The following is a 20,008-nucleotide window of genomic DNA, read 5'->3' as shown; positions in this document are numbered from 1 at the left end:
CAGATTAGTAATATAACAGACGCCACAAAAAGCCCACTTTAATTATTAAGGTGGGCTTTTTTATATCAGCCTATTTATAACTACTTACTTTTTATTTGCTACAAATGTTTTATTAATTATCTTCCAGTTATCTTCGCGTTTATACATCACTAAATAATCAATATAATGGGTTTTAGGTGTTTCAAAATTAAGTTTTACCATTGCCATTTTATCGTCAACAATATCAACCGATAATACTTTGGCTTCCCATACATCTTTAGTCGCTTTTTTAAAAAAACCTGCAAACTCTTCAAGCCCAACAGTTCTTATTGTTTCTTTGCCTGTTTCCTTATTTTTACTAATCATTTTCACATGCCCAAACTCTAAATCGAATGCCTTGGATAACATGGCTTGATCGCCCTTTGCTGCGCCATTAAAGTAAGTATAGGCCGTTGCAACAACCGCCTCATACTCAGAGCCTGTAACAGGTTTAGCACTACTTGCCATAGAGGTGAAGAAAATTAGACCTAGTGTATATAAAGATATTTTTTTAATTATTGGTTGCATTTTACTCTTTTCCTTTAAGCGATATTTCAATAGTTGTTTCGAATTTATTACTTATTTGATATGAGAAAGTTTAAAAAGTAAACGCCTAAAAATGTAATAAAATATGTGCTCAATAATAAATATTTCTCGGTTACAATTTTATTGCAAACTGTGCTCGCACTTTTTATGTTCTCTTCTAAACTGAAGGTAAGCGCCTGTTCACTCAGTACATCATCCTATAAAAATAAGAGAGCGTGTATGCCAAATCCAATGCAACAAAATCACATTACAACTTACATGTTCAATTTTGGTTATATTAGAATTGTTTCTAATAATATTGCTGAAATAACAGTTAACGACAATATTGAAATAGATTTAGAAATGGTTGAAGAGTTTGATAATTTCCTAATGGCACAGTTTAAGGAAAATTTTGGCTTAGTAATTAATAAAATAAATAGTTATACGTTTTCATATGAAGCCCAATTATGCATTTTATCTTTATGTAATCTCAAAGCCATCGCTTTAGTTTATTACTGTGATAGCAAAAAACAATTAGCTCCACATGTAGAATCCCGCCGTGAAAGCGATAAACTCAATGTTAAAGCCTTTTCTGGATTTGAAATGGGTCATCAAAGTGCGCAGAAATGGTTAAATGAAGAACTGAATAAATAAAGTTTATTTAGGCTAACTTAAACGCGGCTATGTAAAATCAATAAGTAAAGTTTGACTATCTAATTTTTTGAGGTTGCTTCTTTAAGTAAAGCTGGCAGCCAAAATCATCGTGATATGTGCGATCATATGGGCAACTATGGCACATTCTAAACCGTGCTTCCAATATAAATAACCTGCGATAAATCCAAAAGTGGCATTACCTAAAATAATATATGTTACCAAAGAAACTGTAACTTCTGGTGATAATGTAAAAGCGATGGGTAAATGACCCAAACCAAAAATTAAAGCTGAAACTACAATTGCGGTAATATAGTTATGAGTACGAACGTCAGAGCCATTATTTTGCGTTAAACGATATGACCCCCAGACTAAAAATGACATTAATCCCCAACGAATGAGTAACTCTTCGGTGATGCCACCATATAAAACTTTGGTATACCATGCGGGAGTGAACTTTGCTCCTGCAATCAAAAATTCAGGCGGTAGAGAGGGGGATAAAATCCCAAGGAACAGAGTTATACAAACACCGCCTAATACCCCACCTATAAGAGCTGGAATAATTTGTGGCTTTAACGCTTTTATAATATTTTGAGATTGCGTTAATGCAACAATAACAGGGGAACTTAAACCGACTTTCTTAGAACAGACTGAGCCAAGCCAGACCATACAAAGTAGCAAAATTGAAGACTGTAAAACTGAAATAACTTGAATCAACTCTAATGACATTGGAAGTGGGGCTGATTGAAGTGCTAATACCTTTGGAATTAAAGGGATAATCGATACGATCCCTAAAAAACCAAGAAAGAATAAAAATATATTAGGGTTTCTGTTCTTTATAATATCCATTTGCTATTACTCCTTAATTTAGCTAGCAGGTTATTACATAAAACTTTAATAATGCAATTAACCACTAGAGAACAAAACATTGCAATACAATGATTTTGTTTGTAAATTAAACAGTAACATTTTTATGATTTTGAAACAATTGTACTATTTCATTTGCTAAATTGACCTTCTATACCCTGAAGGCCAAAGTTAATAGCTATATCTACACTAATAACAGTTACTACTGAACATAACTAAAGCTCTCAACCAATCGAATATCATCAACTGAAGCACCTAGCATTATTTGAAATTCGCCAGATTCAGCTAACCAATCATTCGTTTTAATATCCCAAAATGATAAATCTCTTTTTGTCAGTTTAATACTTACTGTTTTAGATTCACCCGGTTGTAAAAATACTTTATCAAAGCCTTTCAGTTCTTTTATAGGTCGCTCTACACTTGATTTTTTATCGTTTAAATAAAGCTGAACAATTTCAGCGCCTGCTACTTTACTGGTATTGGTCACTTTTGCAGTGACTGTTAAACTCGTATCCCCACTCAGATTTTTTGAAGATAGCTTCAAATCACTATAGCTAAATGCACTGTACGATAATCCATGACCAAAACTAAATATCGGTTTTATATTTTGCTTTTCAAACCAACGGTATCCTATAAATACGCCTTCTTTATAAAGTGATTCAACTTCATTGTAATCATCAAGTGCAATCGGCGCGGTATCTTCTAAGCGTTCAGGTAAAGTAATTGGCATTTTACCATTTGGATTAATATCTCCCATTAATATATCTGCAAAAGCATTACCTGCCTCCATGCCGCCGTACCAACCCCAAACAATACTATTTGCTTGTTTAGCCCATGGCATTTCAATCGCTGAACCTGCAACCATAAATACCACAGTTTTTGGATTAGCTTGTATCAATTTTGTTATGATTTCATCTTGGCTATTTGGGAGCTTCATATCTGGTCGATCGATTGATTCTCTATCATCACCATGGCTTAAACCACCAAAATAAATCACGGCATCTGCTTTTTTAGCAGCCGCTAAATACTCTGCTTCTTCACTAAATAAACTCCCTGGTGCATCCCAGCCTAAAGTGAATGAGTCTGAACCATCGTAATTAATTTCAAATGCATAATTTTCGTTATCATTTAAATGAACGGACTTAGCAATTACCTCGCCATTTTTGCTTGTATGTACTACCACCAACTTGCCATTGATTTTCAACTTAAAATCACCTTTGGCTGCGATTTTAAGTATATGTTTACCTGCTTTAAGCGGTTTAATATTCGCTTTCATTGTTACATGAGACGTTTTCTGACTATCATCTGAATCAAATTTTGAATCAACAATCCATGATTCATTGTTCAGCATCGTCCGTGCTTTATCATCATAATATGAAATATTCCAAGCTGGTGTACCTGTCCAATGACGACTTGCAACATAATCACTGGCAATCGGTGCTAAAACACTGCTTCTTGCCCGCATTACTTGTATATTTACATCTTTTCCAAGTTTATTTTTGAGCCCTTGTAAGGGTGTAATTTCATATAAAGATTTAACTTCAGAAGAGCCTCCACCTGTGCCATGTTTTTTATCTGCATTAGGACCTAATACCAGAATGTTGTTAATTGTATTTTTATCTAAAGGTAAAACCGCTTGATTATTAACTTTTTCATTTTTTAATAACACCACGCCATCAGCGGCAATCTTACGGGCATCTAATTGATGTTGTTTGGTATTACGCTCACCTAGTTTACGATTTTTATCCATCGTGCCTATGGTATGTTGCACACGTAAAATGCGTCTTACTTTGTCATCAAGTGCAGCTTCAGGCACTTTGCCTGATTTTATCATTTTGAATAAAGGATCCGCCAAAAAGTAGTCACTGTAATTGGCCACATCTGTGCCCATTTCTAAATCTAAACCATTAATGGCTGCATCATAGGTATTAATATCAACATTCCAATCCGTTAATAATACTCCTTTAAAACCCCACTCTCCTTTTAAAATATCCATGACTAAATGTTTACTTTGATTAGCATTGGTGCCGTAATATTCATTATAAGCGCCCATAATGCCAAGTACATCAGCCTCTTTAACAGCAGCTTCAAATGCAGGTAAATACACTTCTCTTAATGTTCTTTCATCAGGTTTTGCATTAACACCGGTACGGTTAAGCTCTTGAGTATTTAAAGCGTAATGCTTAATCGTCGCCGCCACATCATGTTTTTGAATGGCTTTAATTTGTGGTACTGCTAACTTTGCCGCAAGGATAGGATCTTCGCCCATATACTCAAAATTACGACCATATAAAGGCAAACGCGCTAAGTTAACACCTGGGCCTAAAATAAAATCTTTTTCACGATGGCGTGCTTCACTGCCTAAAACGTTGCCATGTAATATCGCTATTTCAGGATCCCAGCTGGCAGCAACAGATGTTAAATGCGGTAAATAAGTAGAATAATCATCTGTCCAACCTGCCGAATCCCATGTATGACGCTCAATTTGATGGCGCACACCATGGGGGCCGTCTGATAACCACATTTCTGGAATACCAACACGTTCTATGGCATTTATATGAAACTTACCGCTGGCATGCACTAAAGACACTTTCTCTTTTAAGGTTAACTTTAAGAGCAAAGCTTCAACATCAGTTTCTATATTGTCTCTTTTTTGATGCACTTCTTGCCCAGCAATTACAGATAAGCTAATCGAAGCTGCGATAAATAATGATAGTTTTGTTTTTTTATTCATTTTATTACCTAAAACTTTTATGTACCTATAAAAATATGGAAGCCTAAATAAGCAGACGGCTTCCATATCGAGGGGTAATTACTGACAACTAATTGATGCTTTTTCAGCACCATAAGGATTTAATGCTATTTGGCCGAAACTTAACTTAGCTTTACCCTGTGAACTCAATGAAAAAGGGCTATATACCTTGCCTAAATCTAAGTTCTTATTTTCAAAGCATTTAAGGTCGATACTTATTTTATGCCATTCATTAATTACTACTTGATTAAGATTTTCAGTAATATCAAAATCGCTTTTACAACTATCAGAACAAGTCATGCCCAGTTTAATATCAGCTAAAATGTCGCTCCCACGCATAAACTCTACCGATAAAGTGCCATTTGTTTCACTGTATGCTCTTAAGTCTTTCGGAAAATCACTTTTAAGCATCACACTTCCAAGCCCTTTACCATTAAAAGTAATGGTACGGCTATCTTCTTGTATCAATCTATCTTGAGTTTGAATTGTGACAACAGCATTATTTTGTACACTTGAAATCACAGGCATAGAGCTTGTTTTATCTGATATGAGTAATTTCCAAGGTGCTTTTGGGGCTCGCTCAAAGACCACTAAACTTTGTAGGTCTTGTTCTGAATAGTTAATTGATTCATTTAAATTATCAGCGAGTGTATCTACATCTTGATAACTTAAGCCGTAACCATAAGCAAATAGTGGTTCATACTCTTTATCATTTTTATTGATTGAGGTTTGATCTGGTGATTTAGGCCAAGAAAATGATAGTTTACCTTTAAAGTCCTTGTTCACTTCATCGTTTGAATTGCTAAATAACACATCAGCAATGCCTTGACCTTCTGAGCCTGGTAACCAAGCAGCTACAAATGCATCTGATGCATTAAGCTCTGCATTAATCCATAAAGGCCTACCACTTATAAATACAGACACAACTTTTATGCCCTGACTTTTAAGCTTTTTGAGTACTGCTAAATCAGTTTTATTGCCTCTTTGATAATCTAGGTTATCAATATCACCATTACCTTCTGCGTAAGGTTCTTCACCAAATACAACAATGGCAACATCTGGTTTTTGTGTGTATTGACCTTTTTCACTTAACTCTATTTTTCCAGCACCCCCTTGCATCGCTGACTCAAAACCTTGATAAATTGAAGTACCACCTGGAAAGTCTTTATTTTCATTACCAGTACCTTGCCAAGTTATACTCCAGCCACCAGATTGCTTACCAATATTATGTGCGCCATTACCGGTAACTAAAATATTTTGATTAGGAGATAAAGGCAGAATGTTATCTTTATTTTTTAGTAAAACTAATGACTCACTCACAGCTTGGCGTGCTATTTTTCTATGTGCTTTAGCACCTATTAAGCTTGTTTTGCCCGACAACAAACGTTTTTTAGGACTTGGCTTATTGAATAATCCAGCGCGCATTTTTACACGCAAAATACGCGTAACAGCATCATCAATACGTGACATGGCTATCTCACCACTTTTAACCTGTGTTATGGTATTGTAATAAAGCGGTTTCCACGCATCTGTTGGTACCATAAAAATATCTAATCCTGCATTCACCGTTTGGCTACAGCTTTCATTAGTACATCCAGGGATCTGGCCATGACCATTCCAATCACCTACAACTAGACCATCAAAGCCCATTTGTGTTTTCAATACATCCGTAAGCAAGTATTTGTTACCATGATTTTTTTCACCATGCCAACTGTTAAATGATGCCATAACAGTTTGTGCGCCAGCAGTTAACCCGCCAACATATCCTTGACCATGAATATCAAACAAGGTTTGTTCAGTATCTATATTATTGCCTTGATCATCGCCTTCTTGCGTACCGCCATCCCCTAAAAAGTGTTTAACAGTGCCTATTACACGATGTTCAGCTAAAAAGTCCTTATCAACAGTACCTTGTAGACCTTTAACTATTGAAGATGCATAAGCTTTTACAATATCAGGATCTTCTGAGTATCCCTCATAAGTACGGCCCCATCTATCATCTCTCACAACAGCGACAGTTGGTGCAAACACCCAATCTATACCTGTGACCATGACTTCGGTTGCAGTAATCGTCGCTATTTTTTCAATTAATTCAGGGTTATTCGCAGCACCTAATCCAATATTATGAGGGAATAAAGTCGCGCCAATGACATTGTTGTGACCATGAACCGCATCCGTGCCCCACATAGTTGGGATATTTATGCCATCTAATGAATCATCAATAGAAGCTTGATACATATCTTCTGCTAATTTAATCCAATCAGCGGGGGTTGCATGTTTATTATTATCCGGAAATGCTCCGCCACCGTTGAGATATGAGCCAAAACCATATTTTCGCATGTCTTCAACTGTAATATCTCGAATTTCAGGTTGGATCATTTGTGCAACTTTTTGCTCTAACGTCATCTTATTAAGCAAAGCTGTGATCTTAGATTCCATCTTGAGATCTTTTTGTACTGCAATATTGAGCTTTGGCCATATGTGAGAGGTTTTATTTTTTAACTGATTTTTAGCCATATCATGCAAAGCATCTGTTTCATTACTACTACATGCCAATAGCCCAAAACATAAAGTGGTTGCTAAACCCGTTGAGTACACTAATTTATTTTTTAAGTATTGCATTAAGATTTACTCCCTTTTAAACCGTAATAAGCAATGAAAACAAAACACAATAAAGGCAATATAAAAGAAATTTGTACGCCAGCTACATCAGCTAAAAATCCTTGTAATAAAGGAATAATGGCACCACCAACTATGGCTAAACATAAAATGCCTGAGCCTTGGCTAGTATGTTGTTTTAACCCTCTTAGGGCTAAACTGAATATCGTAGGGAACATAATTGAGTTACATAAACCAATTAGCAAAACAGCCCACATAGCTAAACTACCTGATGCCAGGATGGCTATCAGCAATAATAAAATGGCACAACACGCATTAAAAAACAGAACGAAACCCGCATCTATTTTTTGCATTACAGCAGCACCTATAAAACGTCCTACCATAGCACCACCCCAAAAATAAGTAAGATAATGTGCCGCTTCTGACTCTTCTAAACCCGCTATCGCGTCCATCGCCATAAAGTTAATTAAAAAACTGCCAATGCCCACTTCTGCACCGACATATACAAATATGCCAATTGCACCTAAAACCAAATGTTTATATTGCCAAGCTGAACCCTCATTTGTTTGTTCTCTTGTATCAGGTTCTGAGATTTGTGGTAATTTCATAAAGGCAAAAATAGCCGATAAAACAAGTAAAGATGACGCCAATAATAAATATGGCATCTGCACAGCTTGCGCTTGCATCAGTTTTTGCTGTTCAATAGATTCAAATGATCCAGATGCAATGCCTAAAATAAGTAAACCACCAAAAAATGGCGCTATTGTTGTGCCTAAAGCGTTAAATGCTTGTGTCAGTGTTAAACGTGAAGAAGCCGTTTTTTCATCACCTAAAATACTCACATATGGATTTGCTGAGACCTGTAATACGGTGATCCCTGACGCTAATACAAATAATGCAGCTAAAAATATAGGGTAGCTATGTAAGGATGCAGCGGGATAAAATAAGCCACAGCCAATACTGGCAATCAATAACCCAAGTACAATACCTTTTTGATAACCTATTTTTTTAACAACCACACCTGCAGGCATAGAAACTAAAAAATAAGCACCAAAAAAGCAAAATTGAATTAACATTGCTTGAGAATAAGATAAATCAAAAACATTTTTTAAATGCGGTATCAAAATATCATTTAGGCAGGTAATAAAGCCCCACATAAAAAAGAGTGATGTCAGCGAAATTAGCGCAAAGTTATAATTTTGCGATGAATTTTCACCTGCCTGATTTTGTGTATTTGTTACTCCTACCGGACTAACCATAAGTTTCCCCTCGTTCACTTTTTTATAACACCTTAAAACGTGAGCCTTTTTTAATTATTTTCTATTAAAAACTCAGTTTTATTGGCTTACTAACGTATTAAAAAAACATAATGTTAAAAGTATTGACCTTTATTTAATAAACCTCTAACCTTTATGTAAGCGCTTTCATTTATATCACAGATAAGATTAAGCGCAATATATTTTACAAAAAATGTAAGCGCTCTCATTTTAAGTTGTAGTATCTGACGACGTAATCATTATGTGTGTAAAAGTGAATTTAAACTGGAACTCAAAAAATAAGAATTTGGCTTAATATGAAAATATCGTTACCGAATAATTCAAAAATGAACTCTAAAGAATTTACGTTTGGCGTTGCTACTGCTTCGTTTCAAATAGAAGGTGGGGTTAATGATCGCCTACCTTGTATTTGGGATACCTTTTGCGCAACAGATGGAAAAATAATAGATCAATCTAATGGTGATACTGCTTGTGATCATTTCAATAAATGGCATCAAGATGTTGACCTGATTGAATCTTTAGGAGTAGACGCTTATCGTTTATCAATTTCTTGGCCTCGTGTTATTAAACTAGATGGTTCTCTAAACAAAGCCGGTGTTGATTTTTACACCAAATTATTAGATGAATTGAAAGCACGTAATATTAAAACTTTTGTCACTTTATATCATTGGGACTTGCCACAACATTTAGAAAATAAAGGCGGTTGGTTAAATAGAGATACCGCTTATGCTTTTGAACAATATGTTGATTTAATAACTAAAGCCCTTGGCAATCGCGTTGATTCTTATGCAACCCTAAATGAACCATTCTGTAGTGCTTATTTAGGTTATGAAGCAGGCATACATGCACCAGGTATAAAAGGTAAAGAGTTTGGTAAAAAAGCAGCACACCATTTATTGCTTGCCCATGGCTTGGCAATGCAAGTATTAGCTAAAAACAGTCCAAATACACAAAATGGCATTGTTTTAAACTTTACACCAGCTTATGCAAAAACTGATTCGCAAGCCGATATCATTGCAGCACAAAAAGCGGATGATTATTTTAATCAGTGGTATATCAAACCAATCATGGATGGTGCTTACCCTGATTTATTAAATGAATTAGCACCAGAAAATCATCCAGATATCCATGAAGGTGATTTTGATATTATCTCAACACCACTGGATTTTTTAGGGATAAATTATTATACCCGTGCTGTATATGAAGCAGATAAATCAGAGTTATTTAAAGAAGTACCGCCTAAAGATGTCGCTATAACAGATATCGGCTGGGAAATTTATCCTAAGGGCTTTAGTAACTTATTAGTGTCATTAAATGAAACTTATTCTTTACCGCCAATTTATATCACTGAAAATGGTGCAGCTATGGCTGATAAACTGATAGATAATGAAGTGAATGATATCGACCGAATATCATATTATCAAAGCCATTTAGATGCTGTTAATGATGCTATTGAGCAAGGCGTCAATATTCAAGGATATTTTGCTTGGAGTTTAATGGATAACTTTGAATGGGCTGAAGGTTATACTAAGCGTTTTGGCATTGTTTATGTTGATTATCAAAGTCAAGTACGTACCATCAAGGCTAGTGGTTTTGCATATAAAAACTTTATTAACCAAAGATCATAATCGCTGAGGTAATCATGCTTACAATTAAAGAAAAAGTAGCCTACGGATTAGGCGATACCGCAAGTAATATCATTTTCCAAACAGTAATGATGTTCCTCCTTATTTTTTATACCGACGTTGTAGGCCTATCTCCTGCAGTTGTAGGAACTATGTTTTTGGTTGTTCGTATTTTTGATGCGATAACAGATCCATTAATGGGCGCGCTTGCAGACAGAACTAAAACAAAGTGGGGGCAATTTCGCCCTTACCTTTTATGGTTAGCAGTGCCATTTGGTATTTTAAGTGTTCTCGCATTTACCACACCTGATTTATCCGATACCAATAAAATCATATACGCTTTTATTACTTACACCTTATTAATGATGGTTTACACCGCTATTAATATTCCTTATTGCTCACTAGGTGGCGTATTAACAGCTGATCCTAAAGAACGCGTATCAGTGCAAACCTATCGTTTTATTTTTGCCATGTTAAGTGGTGTATTAGTTGCCGCATGTACTATGCCGATGGTTGAATACTTTGGCCATGGTGATTCTGCTAAAGGCTATCAAATGACAATGATAGTAATGAGTGTTTTTGGCGTTGTATTATTTTTATTATGTTTTGCTGGTACTAAAGAAAGAATAGCAGCACCGATGAATCAAAAAGTTTCATTTAAAGATTCTATGAAACAGCTATGGCTCAATGATCAAGCAAAATTATTATGTCTTGCAGGTGTATTTTTATTAACCGGCCAAGTATTACGCTTCACTTTAGCTGTGTATTACGTAAAGTATTTTCTTGGACGTGAAGACTTGATCACCACTTTTATGACTATTGGCATGGTAGGTAGCTTATTAGGCTGCGCAGTTGCACAACCTCTAGCTAAACGTTTTTGTAAAATAAAATCATATATTAGCCTGCAAATCATTGCTGCTATTATTTGTATTTCAAGCTTTTTCATTGCCAGTGACCAAGTAATATTAGCCTGTGTTTCTTTCTTCTTTTGGAAGTTCTTTTTAGATATGGCGACCCCATTACTTTGGGCCAAAATGGCTGATGCGATTGATTATGGTCATTGGAAAACCGGCGTTCGCATTACTGGCATGGTTTATTCAACCATTATCTTTTTTATTAAGTTAGGTGTTGCATTTGGTGGCGCATTAGCTGGATGGGCGCTAGCTTATTATGGCTATCAGGCTGACGTGGTTCAAACTGAAGAAACGACTCAAGGAATTTTATTATCTTTCACTTTATACCCAGCATTGGGCTCACTTATTGCGGCTGTAATCATGCGTTGGTATATTCTAGATAATAAAAAAGTTGAGCAAATACACCAAGAGCTCAATGCCGTAACAAATTAGTTTTTATGATAAAGTAACCCCAGTAACAGGGTTACTTTTTGTTTAAGGAAAGAAATGGCAACAATTTATGAAGTGTCTGAATTAGCAGGTGTCTCTTTAGCAACCGTCTCTCGTGTAATGAACAAAAATGCGCGAGTAAGTGATAAAACCAAAGAGAAAGTCTTAGCTGCAATGAAACAGCTAGATTACCGCCCTAATTCTATTGCACAGTCTTTGGCATCTAACTGCTCAAACAGTGTCGGTATTTTAGTATCTGAATTAAGTGGTTACTTCTATGGTGCGATGCTGAGCGGTATTGAATCAGAGTTAAGAGCAGCACATAAACACGTTATTATTGCTGCAGGCCATGCTGAAGAAGCAACTGAAATAGAGAGTATTGAGTTTTTAATTGGCCGTAACTGTGATGCTTTGATCTTACATGTTGAAGCCGTATCTGATGAATATTTAATTAAACTAAGCCAAGGTTCAATTCCAATTGTTCTCATAAATAGATACATAGAAGAAATTGCAGATCGTTGCATCAGCCTAAACAATGAACAAGGTGGTTATTTAGCAACCAAAGCTTTATTAGAGCAAGGTCATACAGATTTAGCGATGATTTCAGGTCCTCTTTGGAAAGAAGATGCCAAAAATCGTTTAAATGGCCATAAAAGAGCGCTTGAGGAATTTAATGTATCTTTTAATGAATCTTTACTTGTAGAGGGTGATTATAAAGAGTGCGGCGGTTCAAATGGTATGCAGCGACTCCTTGATAAAAAAATAGCTTTTACGGCTGTTGTTTGTGCAAATGATGAAACAGCGTCAGGTGCTATGACAGTCGCGAGAGAGCATAAACTACATTTACCCGCAGATATATCAATTATCGGATTTGATAATACAATTTTTGCGCGTCACTTATACCCCAAACTTTCCACTGTTAACTATCCTGTAGATCAAATGGGTAAAATGGCAGCAACTTGGGTGCTAAAGTACGTATATAAAAATGACAACTTACTGATAGATAACTTATTCAAACCTGAATTAATTACACGGGATTCAATCTCAACTTTAGACAATACTTTAAATCCTGAACTAAAAATATCTTAATCTTCGAGGTGCCAATAGCACCTTGAACTAACATTTAAAAAACTGACCTTAAACCTAGCCTTAAACCATCTGTATTGCATTTTATTTATTAAATCTGTATCTGTTTTGCTTTTTAATTCACTTTATACTCATACCTGAGACATAAAATCCAGGATGAAAATAATGACAATTTTAATTGAAACACCCCGCTTAAAAATGAGAGAGTTCACGCTAGATGATTTAGATGCTGTATATGCTTTTTCAATAAATGAAGATGTAACTAAATATACTGGTGACTTAGGTATGGTGAAAACGAAACAAGATGCAAAAGATGTGATAATTAACGTTTGGCAAGCCGAATACAAAAAATACGGTTATGCACGTTATGCTTTATTGTGTAAAGAGACAGATAAAGTAATCGGTTTTTGTGGTATTAAATACCTTCCAGAAGAGCAGCGACCAGATATCGGCTACCGCATGTTGCCTAAGTATTGGGGCAAAGGTTTAGGCTTTGAAGCAGTTAAAGCAACGATGGATTATGCAACAAATGTATTAAGGCTTGATAATGTTATAGCAGAAGCTGTTGATGAAAATATTGCTTCAAATAAAATCTTACTTAAAGCGGGTTTTACTCATGTAGATACATATGAGCGTGAAGGGTTTACATTAAACCGTTATGAATAAATTATTCCCAAAGCTCAAATCTTGTAGGCTAATGCTTAATGAGGTTCAATCTCAGGATGATAAAGATGTATTTGAAATACTGTCAGATGAAGAAGTTGTAAAGTTCTATGATTTAGAAGCCTTTAACCATTTAAGTCAAGCGAGTGAACTTATAATAGATGATTTACAAAAATATCAAAATGGTACACATTTACGCTGGGCAGTGAGGGAAAAATGTACTTATGAATTTATCGGGAGCATAGGTATTAAGTATATCGATGACAATCATAGTGCGATTTTAGGTTATGAATTTAAAAAATCAACTTGGGGCAAAGGCATTGCCACTGAAGCTTTAAAGCAGGTTATTCATTTTTTGTTAAAAGATGACATGCAACAAACATATGAAAATAAAAACATAAATCGAATTCAAGCTTATACAATGCAAGGTAATCTGGCTTCTGAAAAAGTATTAACTAAACTTGGATTTCAAAAAGAAGGCTTATTAAGACAACATGGATTTTGGAAAGGCCAATATCATGACCTTAATATTTTTTCTATTTTAAAATCAGATTTTAGCTCATAATTTATTGCAGATAATTTATAGCGCACCTTCATCAATTAATATTTGGTGAATGTGCTGGGCTAATTTTTGATAACCTAATTGATTAAAGTGAATTTGATCTGATTTATATTCATTATTTTTTAATAGATCAGTGACGATATCTTCTATTAATACAACATCATATTTCTTAGCTAAGTCTTGATAAAAATCAGCAGGACTTAAAAATAAGCTTTTAGTGGGTACCGCTAATAATATCAACTGAATATTATAGCTTTGTGCTATTTCAATCATTTTAGCTAAATTTGACTGTGTTAGAGCAAGTGACTTATTACGTAAAAAATCATTCCCCCCTTCAAGTAATAAGATTAAATCAGGCTGATGTTCTATTAAGGTATTTTCAAACCTTTTTAAGCCTTGTGCTGTGGTTTCTCCTGAAATCCCCCCATTAATAACCGTTAAACCGCTCAAGTTGGCTAATACACTTGGATAATTATATTGGTTGGCCACACCTTTACCTGACGTTAAACTATCACCAAAGGCTAATATTTTACTGTCTGATGTAAGCTGATTTAAGGGTACTTCTGAGCACCCTATTAATATAAAAATTAAAAGACCCGTTATTACTTTAATCATTATTTTTCTCCAACTAAATGTTAATCTCTAATTTTTATACTTGCGATCACAGGCGCGTGATCTGTACTGTGACTATCAATATCATATTCAGGGTTTATTAAATGCCTATCATAAGTAATATAAGAAGACACTTCGGCTAAACTTGCACTATTATCTGTATTAAATTCATTAGACAATAAAATATAATCGAGTACAGAGCCTTTAGTACCAAAATAATGAGAAGGAGCTCTTACTTGGCTGTTAGCCGTTTTATTTTGTGATTTGATATATAACGCATACGCATCACACAATTGGTAATAGCTAAATGATTTATCAATTGCATAATCGGGTAAACGAGACAAATCAGTCATTTTGATATCTGCATTATGAATATCACTGCGCTGTACATTAAGCGCATTCAAGATTGCAGAATCTAAAGTATCGTTAAAATCTCCCATGAGCATCATAGCATTATTGGTATTATCACGCCTTTGCAGCATGGCATGAAATAACAAAGACACTTCACTGCCCCTTTGCATATCTGATTGCCAACGACCTAATGCTTGCTTAGCAAGTAATGCAGCACTTGTAGATAAGCCTTCTAAGTTGCCCTGCTCACATGTTAAATCTGCACGTTTAGATTTTAAGTGCACAACATAGCAATCACATAAACCTATTGTAGGTAGCTCAATCGTCGCTCTAAGCACTTTTCGGCTAAAATCAAAGTTTTTCAAGCCCATATTCACTGCTAACTCATTAGAAGCAGTCACCGATTGGGTATTCATAATTGGAAATTTAGAGGCTATAGCAACAACGGGACTTGAATAAATAAAGTCATTTTCAATATTAGGTTCATCAATAAAAGCAAAATATTTATAACCTAAATTTTCACATAAAACCTTTAAATCATTGATACTGAATACTTCTTGAAAACCAACAATATCTGGTTGCTGCTCTTTTAAAAGCCCACTGAACCAAAGTTGCTTTTTTTGCCATTGTTCTTGGCTATAAATATTCTCAAAATCATAATAAGCATTTGGAGGGCTCAAGTAATTGAAAAGATTAATACTTGCTATTTTAAATTGAATTGTTTTTTCACTCTCTGTATCTAATTTAATTAAGCTAAATGAATGATGACTCGTCACTAAAAATGTTCTAAAAAAATAAAACTCTTAACAGAATAACTTTTATTTATAATGCTATCAAAAGAAAACGCTTAAATTAGAGACTTTTATTCCACAAGTTTTGATTTTTAATATAAGAAAAGTATTCATGTGGTTCCCAACAATGAGGAATAAATTCAGCCTCGTTTGTTCTATTTTCAAAGTTTGACCAAAGTTTTTTTAGGATCTCATTAAGCCTTTCACTACTGACTTTTTCTAATTTTTTACGGCAATTAGCATAAAATAAGTTATTTTCTGGATTCAAAATTAAATCATGCCCTGATGAAGTAAAGGTTAAATTTTTAGTAGCGGCTCTAAGTATCGGTGCGTGAGGGTTTTGTGGGTATATACCATTTACTATCGCATATTCAAATCTATCTAAATCAATACCATCCATATTTTTAGGAATATAAGTAACTCCAAACCCTGGCGGAAAAATTCCGAGTATTTTTAAAAGGCTATTTACTACAACTTGGCTATGACTGCCTTTTTCAGCACCTTTATTTAATAGCATAAATACTCTAGGCAAAGATCTATAATCAAAGTTTTTTCGCGTGCTTAAAACAACCGATACATATATTTGAGGGATTTTAATGACATTCCCGATCCCTTTTTTAGGATCTACGGAGCGCTTTAATAGTGCTAAGATAAACGACAGTTTATTATTTTCATGTTCATTAAATAGGGCTCTTTCTGATTTTTTATTCCCAATATAAGTCGCAACCCCAAGACCATGTTCTAAATAATTAATTGTTTGTTTATAGTTTATTTTTAGTAAAGCAAGACGCTCTTCATTATTAAGTGTTCTAAATTCATCTAAATTACCATCCTCACCTTTTAATATTTTGATAGCATCGGGGTGGTGATTACCGATATCAAGTAATAACGCCGTCATTAATATCGGAATTAGAACTTCATTTTGATATATCTCTTCGTCGGCTTCATCTAACGCTTTGGTTTGCACATCTTGGATATAAGCATTTGTGATAAGCTGATCCTTCATGAGTTGCTCAAACAATAACAAGCTCAAAATAGCACGGTATAAATGCTTACTTCTTTTATTTTGGTTATTAGCAGGTTTTATTGCTGTAGGTACCATCAATTGAATTGTGCCTAAAATACGCGCAAACTTATTATGTCTTTCATGACAATCTTTACCTTTGCATAAAGACAAAATGTCTTCACAGACATTTTTTATGGGTAATAATCTTGCTGTTCTTTGCTCTCTTTGTTTAATATCAAAATCTTTTAATTTATTTTCTAGCTTTTTTAAAGCCAACTTTAACTTGTCTGATTTAACATTTTCAGCCATTTTCTGTTTTACTTGCGTTATTTTCGCTTCAATACTGAGTTTTTCGGCTTCATTTTGCGCAGCAAACTCAAAGTAACTAGCCGCAACTTCATATATAGAATCTTTTAATGGTGTATTTGAAAAAATAGATGCAATTATCGTTTTTATTGTTTTAGTATAAACAGATTCTTTGACTATATTTTGTACCATAAATTACACCGAATAAGCTTTAAAAAGAGAAAACGACTCATAATGTCTAAAAGAATATGCACCTAAAGAGATTTAAGCAAGGTAGTATCAATTGTTAGGGTTCTATTTGATTTAACTGAAAAACTAAATTAATTTCTAAAGGTAATAATTAAATACTATCACTTTCGAATATAAAAGGAATAACAATGAAATTTGAAAACTTACTCAATTACCTAGACATGGGTGTATGTGTTGAACAACTACAAAGAGAAGCATTAGTTGATTTAGTTGTGCTCTTTATCGAGATAGATGGTGTTATTGATGATGCTGAACTTGCTTATACTAAAAAGTGGTTAAAAACTCTAACTTGGACTTCTCAAATGTGTACCGATACTTATTTACATGATGTGAGTGAAAAATGTAAATATGCCATAAAACATAATCAAATTAACGATTTTATCCTTCAAAGAAGTCACAATATCCATGATAAACCACTACAACTTGAAGCTATCAAACTAGCTGAAGGTGTATCGCTCGCTGATGGTGTATTATCGCCGATAGAAGAGCAAGCAATTGCATTTTTAAAAGTTTGCTTTGAAAAAGAAACAGCTTAATTACTAATTCAGGTTACTCATGAAATTTACATTTTTAGGTACTTCAGCCGGTGTGCCTACTAAAAAACGTAATGTCACAGGTTTGGCAATTGGTTTAGAGCGAGAAAAAACGTGGTGCTTAATTGATTGTGGTGAAGGCACACAACATCAATTATTGCATACGCCCTATTCTTTAGCCGCATTAGAGGCCATTTTCATTACTCATGTTCATGGTGATCATTGTTATGGTTTACCAGGTATATTAGCCAGTGCGGGTATGGATGGACGTCAAAGCGCTATAAAAGTCATTGCGCCAGCCAGTATTAAAGAGTTCATTGATGTCACTCTCAAAACGACAGATTGTTTTATTCCATATCCTATAGAATTTATTGCAACTGAAAACCTTAAAGCGCCAATTGAAGTTGCGGGTTTTGAAGTTGAAGCATTTGAATTATTGCACCGCGTGCCTTGCCATGCTTGGCGTTTTACTGAATCAAATTTAGCCCATAAGCTCAATATAGAAAAACTAGAACAAGAAAATATTCCAAAAGGTCCTATATGGGGCAAGTTATGCAAAGGTGAGACTGTTACACTAGATAATGGTCATAAATTAATAGGTAAAGATTATTGGATTACAGATCATAGGGTGAGAAAAGTCATCGTTGCAGGAGATAATTGCAAACCGGAACTATTATCCCAAGCAGCACATAATATTGATGTATTGATCCATGAAGCAACCTATACGCAAGAAGTGTCAGATAAAGTAGGTCCCTCACCTATGCATTCAAGCGCCAAAGAAGTGGCCCTCATGGCGAATTACATTAATTTACCGAACTTAGTTTTAACCCATTTTAGCGCTAGATATTCAGATTTTGGAGACTCTTCTATTGATTTGATCCGTCAAGAAGCTGAAGATAATTATAATGGAAAATTATTTTTGGCACAGGATTTAGAATCTTACCACCTAAAAAAAAATGGCCAACTATGCATTGACCATTAATCAGTTTTTCATTATCGCTTATTTTTTAATAATCCCTAATTTTAGTCTCTTATCTTACTCTTTAGGTTTTTCATCCCAATTTTCATCTAATGTGATATTAGACAAACTACTCACATCTGATTTATTTTCAATTTTTAGAGACTTATCAGTATTACCTAATGTTGGATTTTTTGGTGTCTCTTTTGAATCAGCAGCCCAAGTAGGATCTAGTGACAGATTCGAAAATAAATCACTGCTTTCACTTACTTTATGTGACGTTTGTGCTTGTTTTAAGTCATCAACATTTTGGATATCCAATTCAACAGCATCATGAGATAAATCATTTTCTAAGTTGTTTGAATCATCAAGCTCAGATTCTAAATAAGAAGCCAACGCATCATCAGCTTGTTTAAAATCATCGGCACTGTGGACTTCCACTTCAAGAGTATCATGAGATAAATCGTTTTCTAAGTTGTTTGAATCATCAAGCTCAGATTCTAAATAAGAAGCCAACGCATCATCAGCTTGTTTAAAATCATCGGCACTGTGAACTTCCACTTCAAGCGTATCATGAGATAAATCGTTTTCTAAGTTGTTTGAATCATCAAGCTCAGATTCTAAATAAGAAGCCAACGCATCATCAGCTTGTTTTAAGCCATCATCACTTTGAATATCAACTTCGAGTGTCATTTCACTAACATCCTCAGAACTAGACTCAGACTCTAAATAAGAAGCCAACGCATCATCAGCTTGGTTTAAGTCATCAACACTTTGAATATCAACTTCGTGTGTAATTTCATTATCATCTTCAGAACTAGACTCAGACTCTAAATACGAAGCTAAAGCATCATCTATTTGTTTTAATTCATCATTACTTTGAATATCAACTTCCTGTGTAGTTTCACTAACATCCTCAGAACTAGATTCAGACTCTAAATAAGAAGCCAAAGCATCATCTGCTTGTTTTAAGTCATTATTACTTTGAATATCAACTTCTTGTGTAATTTCACTAATACCATCAGAACTAGATTCAGACTCTAAATACGAAGCTAAATCATTATCAGCTTGGTTTAGGTCATCTTTGCCTTGAATATCAACTTCGTGTGTAATATCACTAATACCATCAGAACTAGATTCAGACTCTAAATAGGAAGCTAAAACATCATCTGATTGGTTTAAGTCATCTTTGCCTTGAATATCAACTTCCTGTG

Annotated in this window: 17 protein-coding genes; 8 read left to right on the top strand and 9 right to left on the bottom strand. The window is 34.6% G+C overall.

From position 1 onward, the window contains the following. Window positions 1-84 precede the first annotated feature (84 nt). Window positions 85-546, bottom strand: coding sequence for a nuclear transport factor 2 family protein (locus KO527_RS05865; RefSeq protein WP_216039423.1), 462 nt, complete (start codon window positions 544-546; stop codon window positions 85-87). 237 nt (window positions 547-783) lie between these two features. Between KO527_RS05865 and KO527_RS05860 the strand changes: the two genes are divergently transcribed. Then, window positions 784-1,197: a hypothetical protein gene (locus tag KO527_RS05860; RefSeq protein ID WP_216039422.1), complete on the top strand. Its 414-nt coding sequence runs from the start codon at window positions 784-786 to the stop codon at window positions 1,195-1,197. Window positions 1,198-1,278: 81 nt separating this feature from the next. On the opposite strand, the gene KO527_RS05855 is transcribed toward KO527_RS05860, so the two are convergent. The 4 genes from KO527_RS05855 to KO527_RS05840 form a co-directional block, all read right to left on the bottom strand. Beyond that, on the bottom strand, window positions 1,279-2,043 hold the full coding sequence (locus tag KO527_RS05855; protein WP_216039421.1) for a CPBP family intramembrane glutamic endopeptidase: 765 nt from the start codon (window positions 2,041-2,043) through the stop codon (window positions 1,279-1,281). A gap of 220 nt (window positions 2,044-2,263) precedes the next feature. Then, complete coding sequence (locus KO527_RS05850; protein ID WP_216039420.1) at window positions 2,264-4,795, bottom strand: glycoside hydrolase family 3 C-terminal domain-containing protein; 2,532 nt, start codon at window positions 4,793-4,795, stop codon at window positions 2,264-2,266. A gap of 78 nt (window positions 4,796-4,873) precedes the next feature. Then, complete coding sequence (locus KO527_RS05845; protein WP_216039419.1) at window positions 4,874-7,435, bottom strand: glycoside hydrolase family 3 N-terminal domain-containing protein; 2,562 nt, start codon at window positions 7,433-7,435, stop codon at window positions 4,874-4,876. Then, window positions 7,435-8,691: a sugar MFS transporter gene (locus KO527_RS05840; protein WP_216039418.1), complete on the bottom strand. Its 1,257-nt coding sequence runs from the start codon at window positions 8,689-8,691 to the stop codon at window positions 7,435-7,437. Before KO527_RS05840 ends, KO527_RS05845 begins: the two co-directional genes overlap by 1 nt. A 314-nt stretch (window positions 8,692-9,005) precedes the next feature. On the opposite strand from KO527_RS05840, the gene KO527_RS05835 reads away from it, so the two are divergent. The 5 genes from KO527_RS05835 (at window position 9,006) to KO527_RS05815 (ending at window position 13,991) form a co-directional block, all read left to right on the top strand. Then, the gene (locus KO527_RS05835) at window positions 9,006-10,337 is read left to right on the top strand and encodes a GH1 family beta-glucosidase (RefSeq protein ID WP_216039417.1); all 1,332 of its coding nucleotides are present in this window, start codon (window positions 9,006-9,008) and stop codon (window positions 10,335-10,337) included. Between the two features lie 14 nt (window positions 10,338-10,351). After that, window positions 10,352-11,680, top strand: a complete 1,329-nt coding sequence (locus KO527_RS05830; RefSeq protein ID WP_216039416.1) for a glycoside-pentoside-hexuronide (GPH):cation symporter — start codon at window positions 10,352-10,354, stop codon at window positions 11,678-11,680. A 54-nt stretch (window positions 11,681-11,734) separates the two neighbouring features. Next, entirely contained in the window at window positions 11,735-12,766 is a 1,032-nt protein-coding gene (locus tag KO527_RS05825) for a LacI family DNA-binding transcriptional regulator (RefSeq protein WP_216039415.1), read from the top strand. A 162-nt stretch (window positions 12,767-12,928) separates the two neighbouring features. Further along, complete coding sequence (locus KO527_RS05820; protein ID WP_216039414.1) at window positions 12,929-13,429, top strand: GNAT family N-acetyltransferase; 501 nt, start codon at window positions 12,929-12,931, stop codon at window positions 13,427-13,429. Continuing rightward, window positions 13,422-13,991: a GNAT family protein gene (locus tag KO527_RS05815; RefSeq protein ID WP_216039413.1), complete on the top strand. Its 570-nt coding sequence runs from the start codon at window positions 13,422-13,424 to the stop codon at window positions 13,989-13,991. The genes KO527_RS05820 and KO527_RS05815 overlap by 8 nt, the downstream gene beginning before the upstream one ends. Window positions 13,992-14,006: 15 nt before the next feature. On the opposite strand, the gene KO527_RS05810 is transcribed toward KO527_RS05815, so the two are convergent. The 3 genes from KO527_RS05810 to KO527_RS05800 all read right to left on the bottom strand — a co-directional run bounded on the left by KO527_RS05810 (window position 14,007) and on the right by KO527_RS05800 (window position 17,246). Beyond that, on the bottom strand, window positions 14,007-14,603 hold the full coding sequence (locus KO527_RS05810) for a GDSL-type esterase/lipase family protein (protein WP_216039412.1): 597 nt from the start codon (window positions 14,601-14,603) through the stop codon (window positions 14,007-14,009). A 20-nt stretch (window positions 14,604-14,623) separates the two neighbouring features. Then, the gene (locus KO527_RS05805; RefSeq protein WP_354668605.1) at window positions 14,624-15,727 is read right to left on the bottom strand and encodes an endonuclease/exonuclease/phosphatase family protein; all 1,104 of its coding nucleotides are present in this window, start codon (window positions 15,725-15,727) and stop codon (window positions 14,624-14,626) included. A gap of 76 nt (window positions 15,728-15,803) precedes the next feature. Beyond that, window positions 15,804-17,246, bottom strand: coding sequence for a hypothetical protein (locus KO527_RS05800; RefSeq protein ID WP_216039411.1), 1,443 nt, complete (start codon window positions 17,244-17,246; stop codon window positions 15,804-15,806). 185 nt (window positions 17,247-17,431) lie between these two features. Here KO527_RS05800 and KO527_RS05795 point away from each other — a divergent pair, with 185 nt between their 5' ends. Both KO527_RS05795 and KO527_RS05790 read left to right on the top strand, forming a co-directional pair. Further along, entirely contained in the window at window positions 17,432-17,839 is a 408-nt protein-coding gene (locus tag KO527_RS05795) for a hypothetical protein (protein WP_042144714.1), read from the top strand. Window positions 17,840-17,858: 19 nt separating this feature from the next. Then, entirely contained in the window at window positions 17,859-18,818 is a 960-nt protein-coding gene (locus tag KO527_RS05790) for a ribonuclease Z (protein WP_216039410.1), read from the top strand. Between the two features lie 54 nt (window positions 18,819-18,872). Here the strand turns inward: KO527_RS05790 and KO527_RS05785 are convergent. Then, the coding region (locus tag KO527_RS05785) for a hypothetical protein (protein WP_216039409.1) at window positions 18,873-20,008 on the bottom strand (1,136 nt) is incomplete at its 5' end.

This window comes from Pseudoalteromonas sp. C2R02, from assembly GCF_018860845.1.
Lineage (GTDB): Bacteria > Pseudomonadota > Gammaproteobacteria > Enterobacterales > Alteromonadaceae > Pseudoalteromonas.
Note: the sequence above shows the minus strand (reverse complement) of the source record. Positions and strands in the feature narration are given on the sequence as shown.

Coding starts and splice junctions, on each gene's coding strand:
- KO527_RS05865 (WP_216039423.1), bottom strand. CDS start 546: ATGCAACCAATAATTAAAAAAATATCTTTATATACACTAGGTCTAATT.
- KO527_RS05860 (WP_216039422.1), top strand. CDS start 784: ATGCCAAATCCAATGCAACAAAATCACATTACAACTTACATGTTCAAT.
- KO527_RS05855 (WP_216039421.1), bottom strand. CDS start 2,043: ATGGATATTATAAAGAACAGAAACCCTAATATATTTTTATTCTTTCTT.
- KO527_RS05850 (WP_216039420.1), bottom strand. CDS start 4,795: ATGAATAAAAAAACAAAACTATCATTATTTATCGCAGCTTCGATTAGC.
- KO527_RS05845 (WP_216039419.1), bottom strand. CDS start 7,435: ATGCAATACTTAAAAAATAAATTAGTGTACTCAACGGGTTTAGCAACC.
- KO527_RS05840 (WP_216039418.1), bottom strand. CDS start 8,691: ATGGTTAGTCCGGTAGGAGTAACAAATACACAAAATCAGGCAGGTGAA.
- KO527_RS05835 (WP_216039417.1), top strand. CDS start 9,006: ATGAAAATATCGTTACCGAATAATTCAAAAATGAACTCTAAAGAATTT.
- KO527_RS05830 (WP_216039416.1), top strand. CDS start 10,352: ATGCTTACAATTAAAGAAAAAGTAGCCTACGGATTAGGCGATACCGCA.
- KO527_RS05825 (WP_216039415.1), top strand. CDS start 11,735: ATGGCAACAATTTATGAAGTGTCTGAATTAGCAGGTGTCTCTTTAGCA.
- KO527_RS05820 (WP_216039414.1), top strand. CDS start 12,929: ATGACAATTTTAATTGAAACACCCCGCTTAAAAATGAGAGAGTTCACG.
- KO527_RS05815 (WP_216039413.1), top strand. CDS start 13,422: ATGAATAAATTATTCCCAAAGCTCAAATCTTGTAGGCTAATGCTTAAT.
- KO527_RS05810 (WP_216039412.1), bottom strand. CDS start 14,603: ATGATTAAAGTAATAACGGGTCTTTTAATTTTTATATTAATAGGGTGC.
- KO527_RS05800 (WP_216039411.1), bottom strand. CDS start 17,246: ATGGTACAAAATATAGTCAAAGAATCTGTTTATACTAAAACAATAAAA.
- KO527_RS05795 (WP_042144714.1), top strand. CDS start 17,432: ATGAAATTTGAAAACTTACTCAATTACCTAGACATGGGTGTATGTGTT.
- KO527_RS05790 (WP_216039410.1), top strand. CDS start 17,859: ATGAAATTTACATTTTTAGGTACTTCAGCCGGTGTGCCTACTAAAAAA.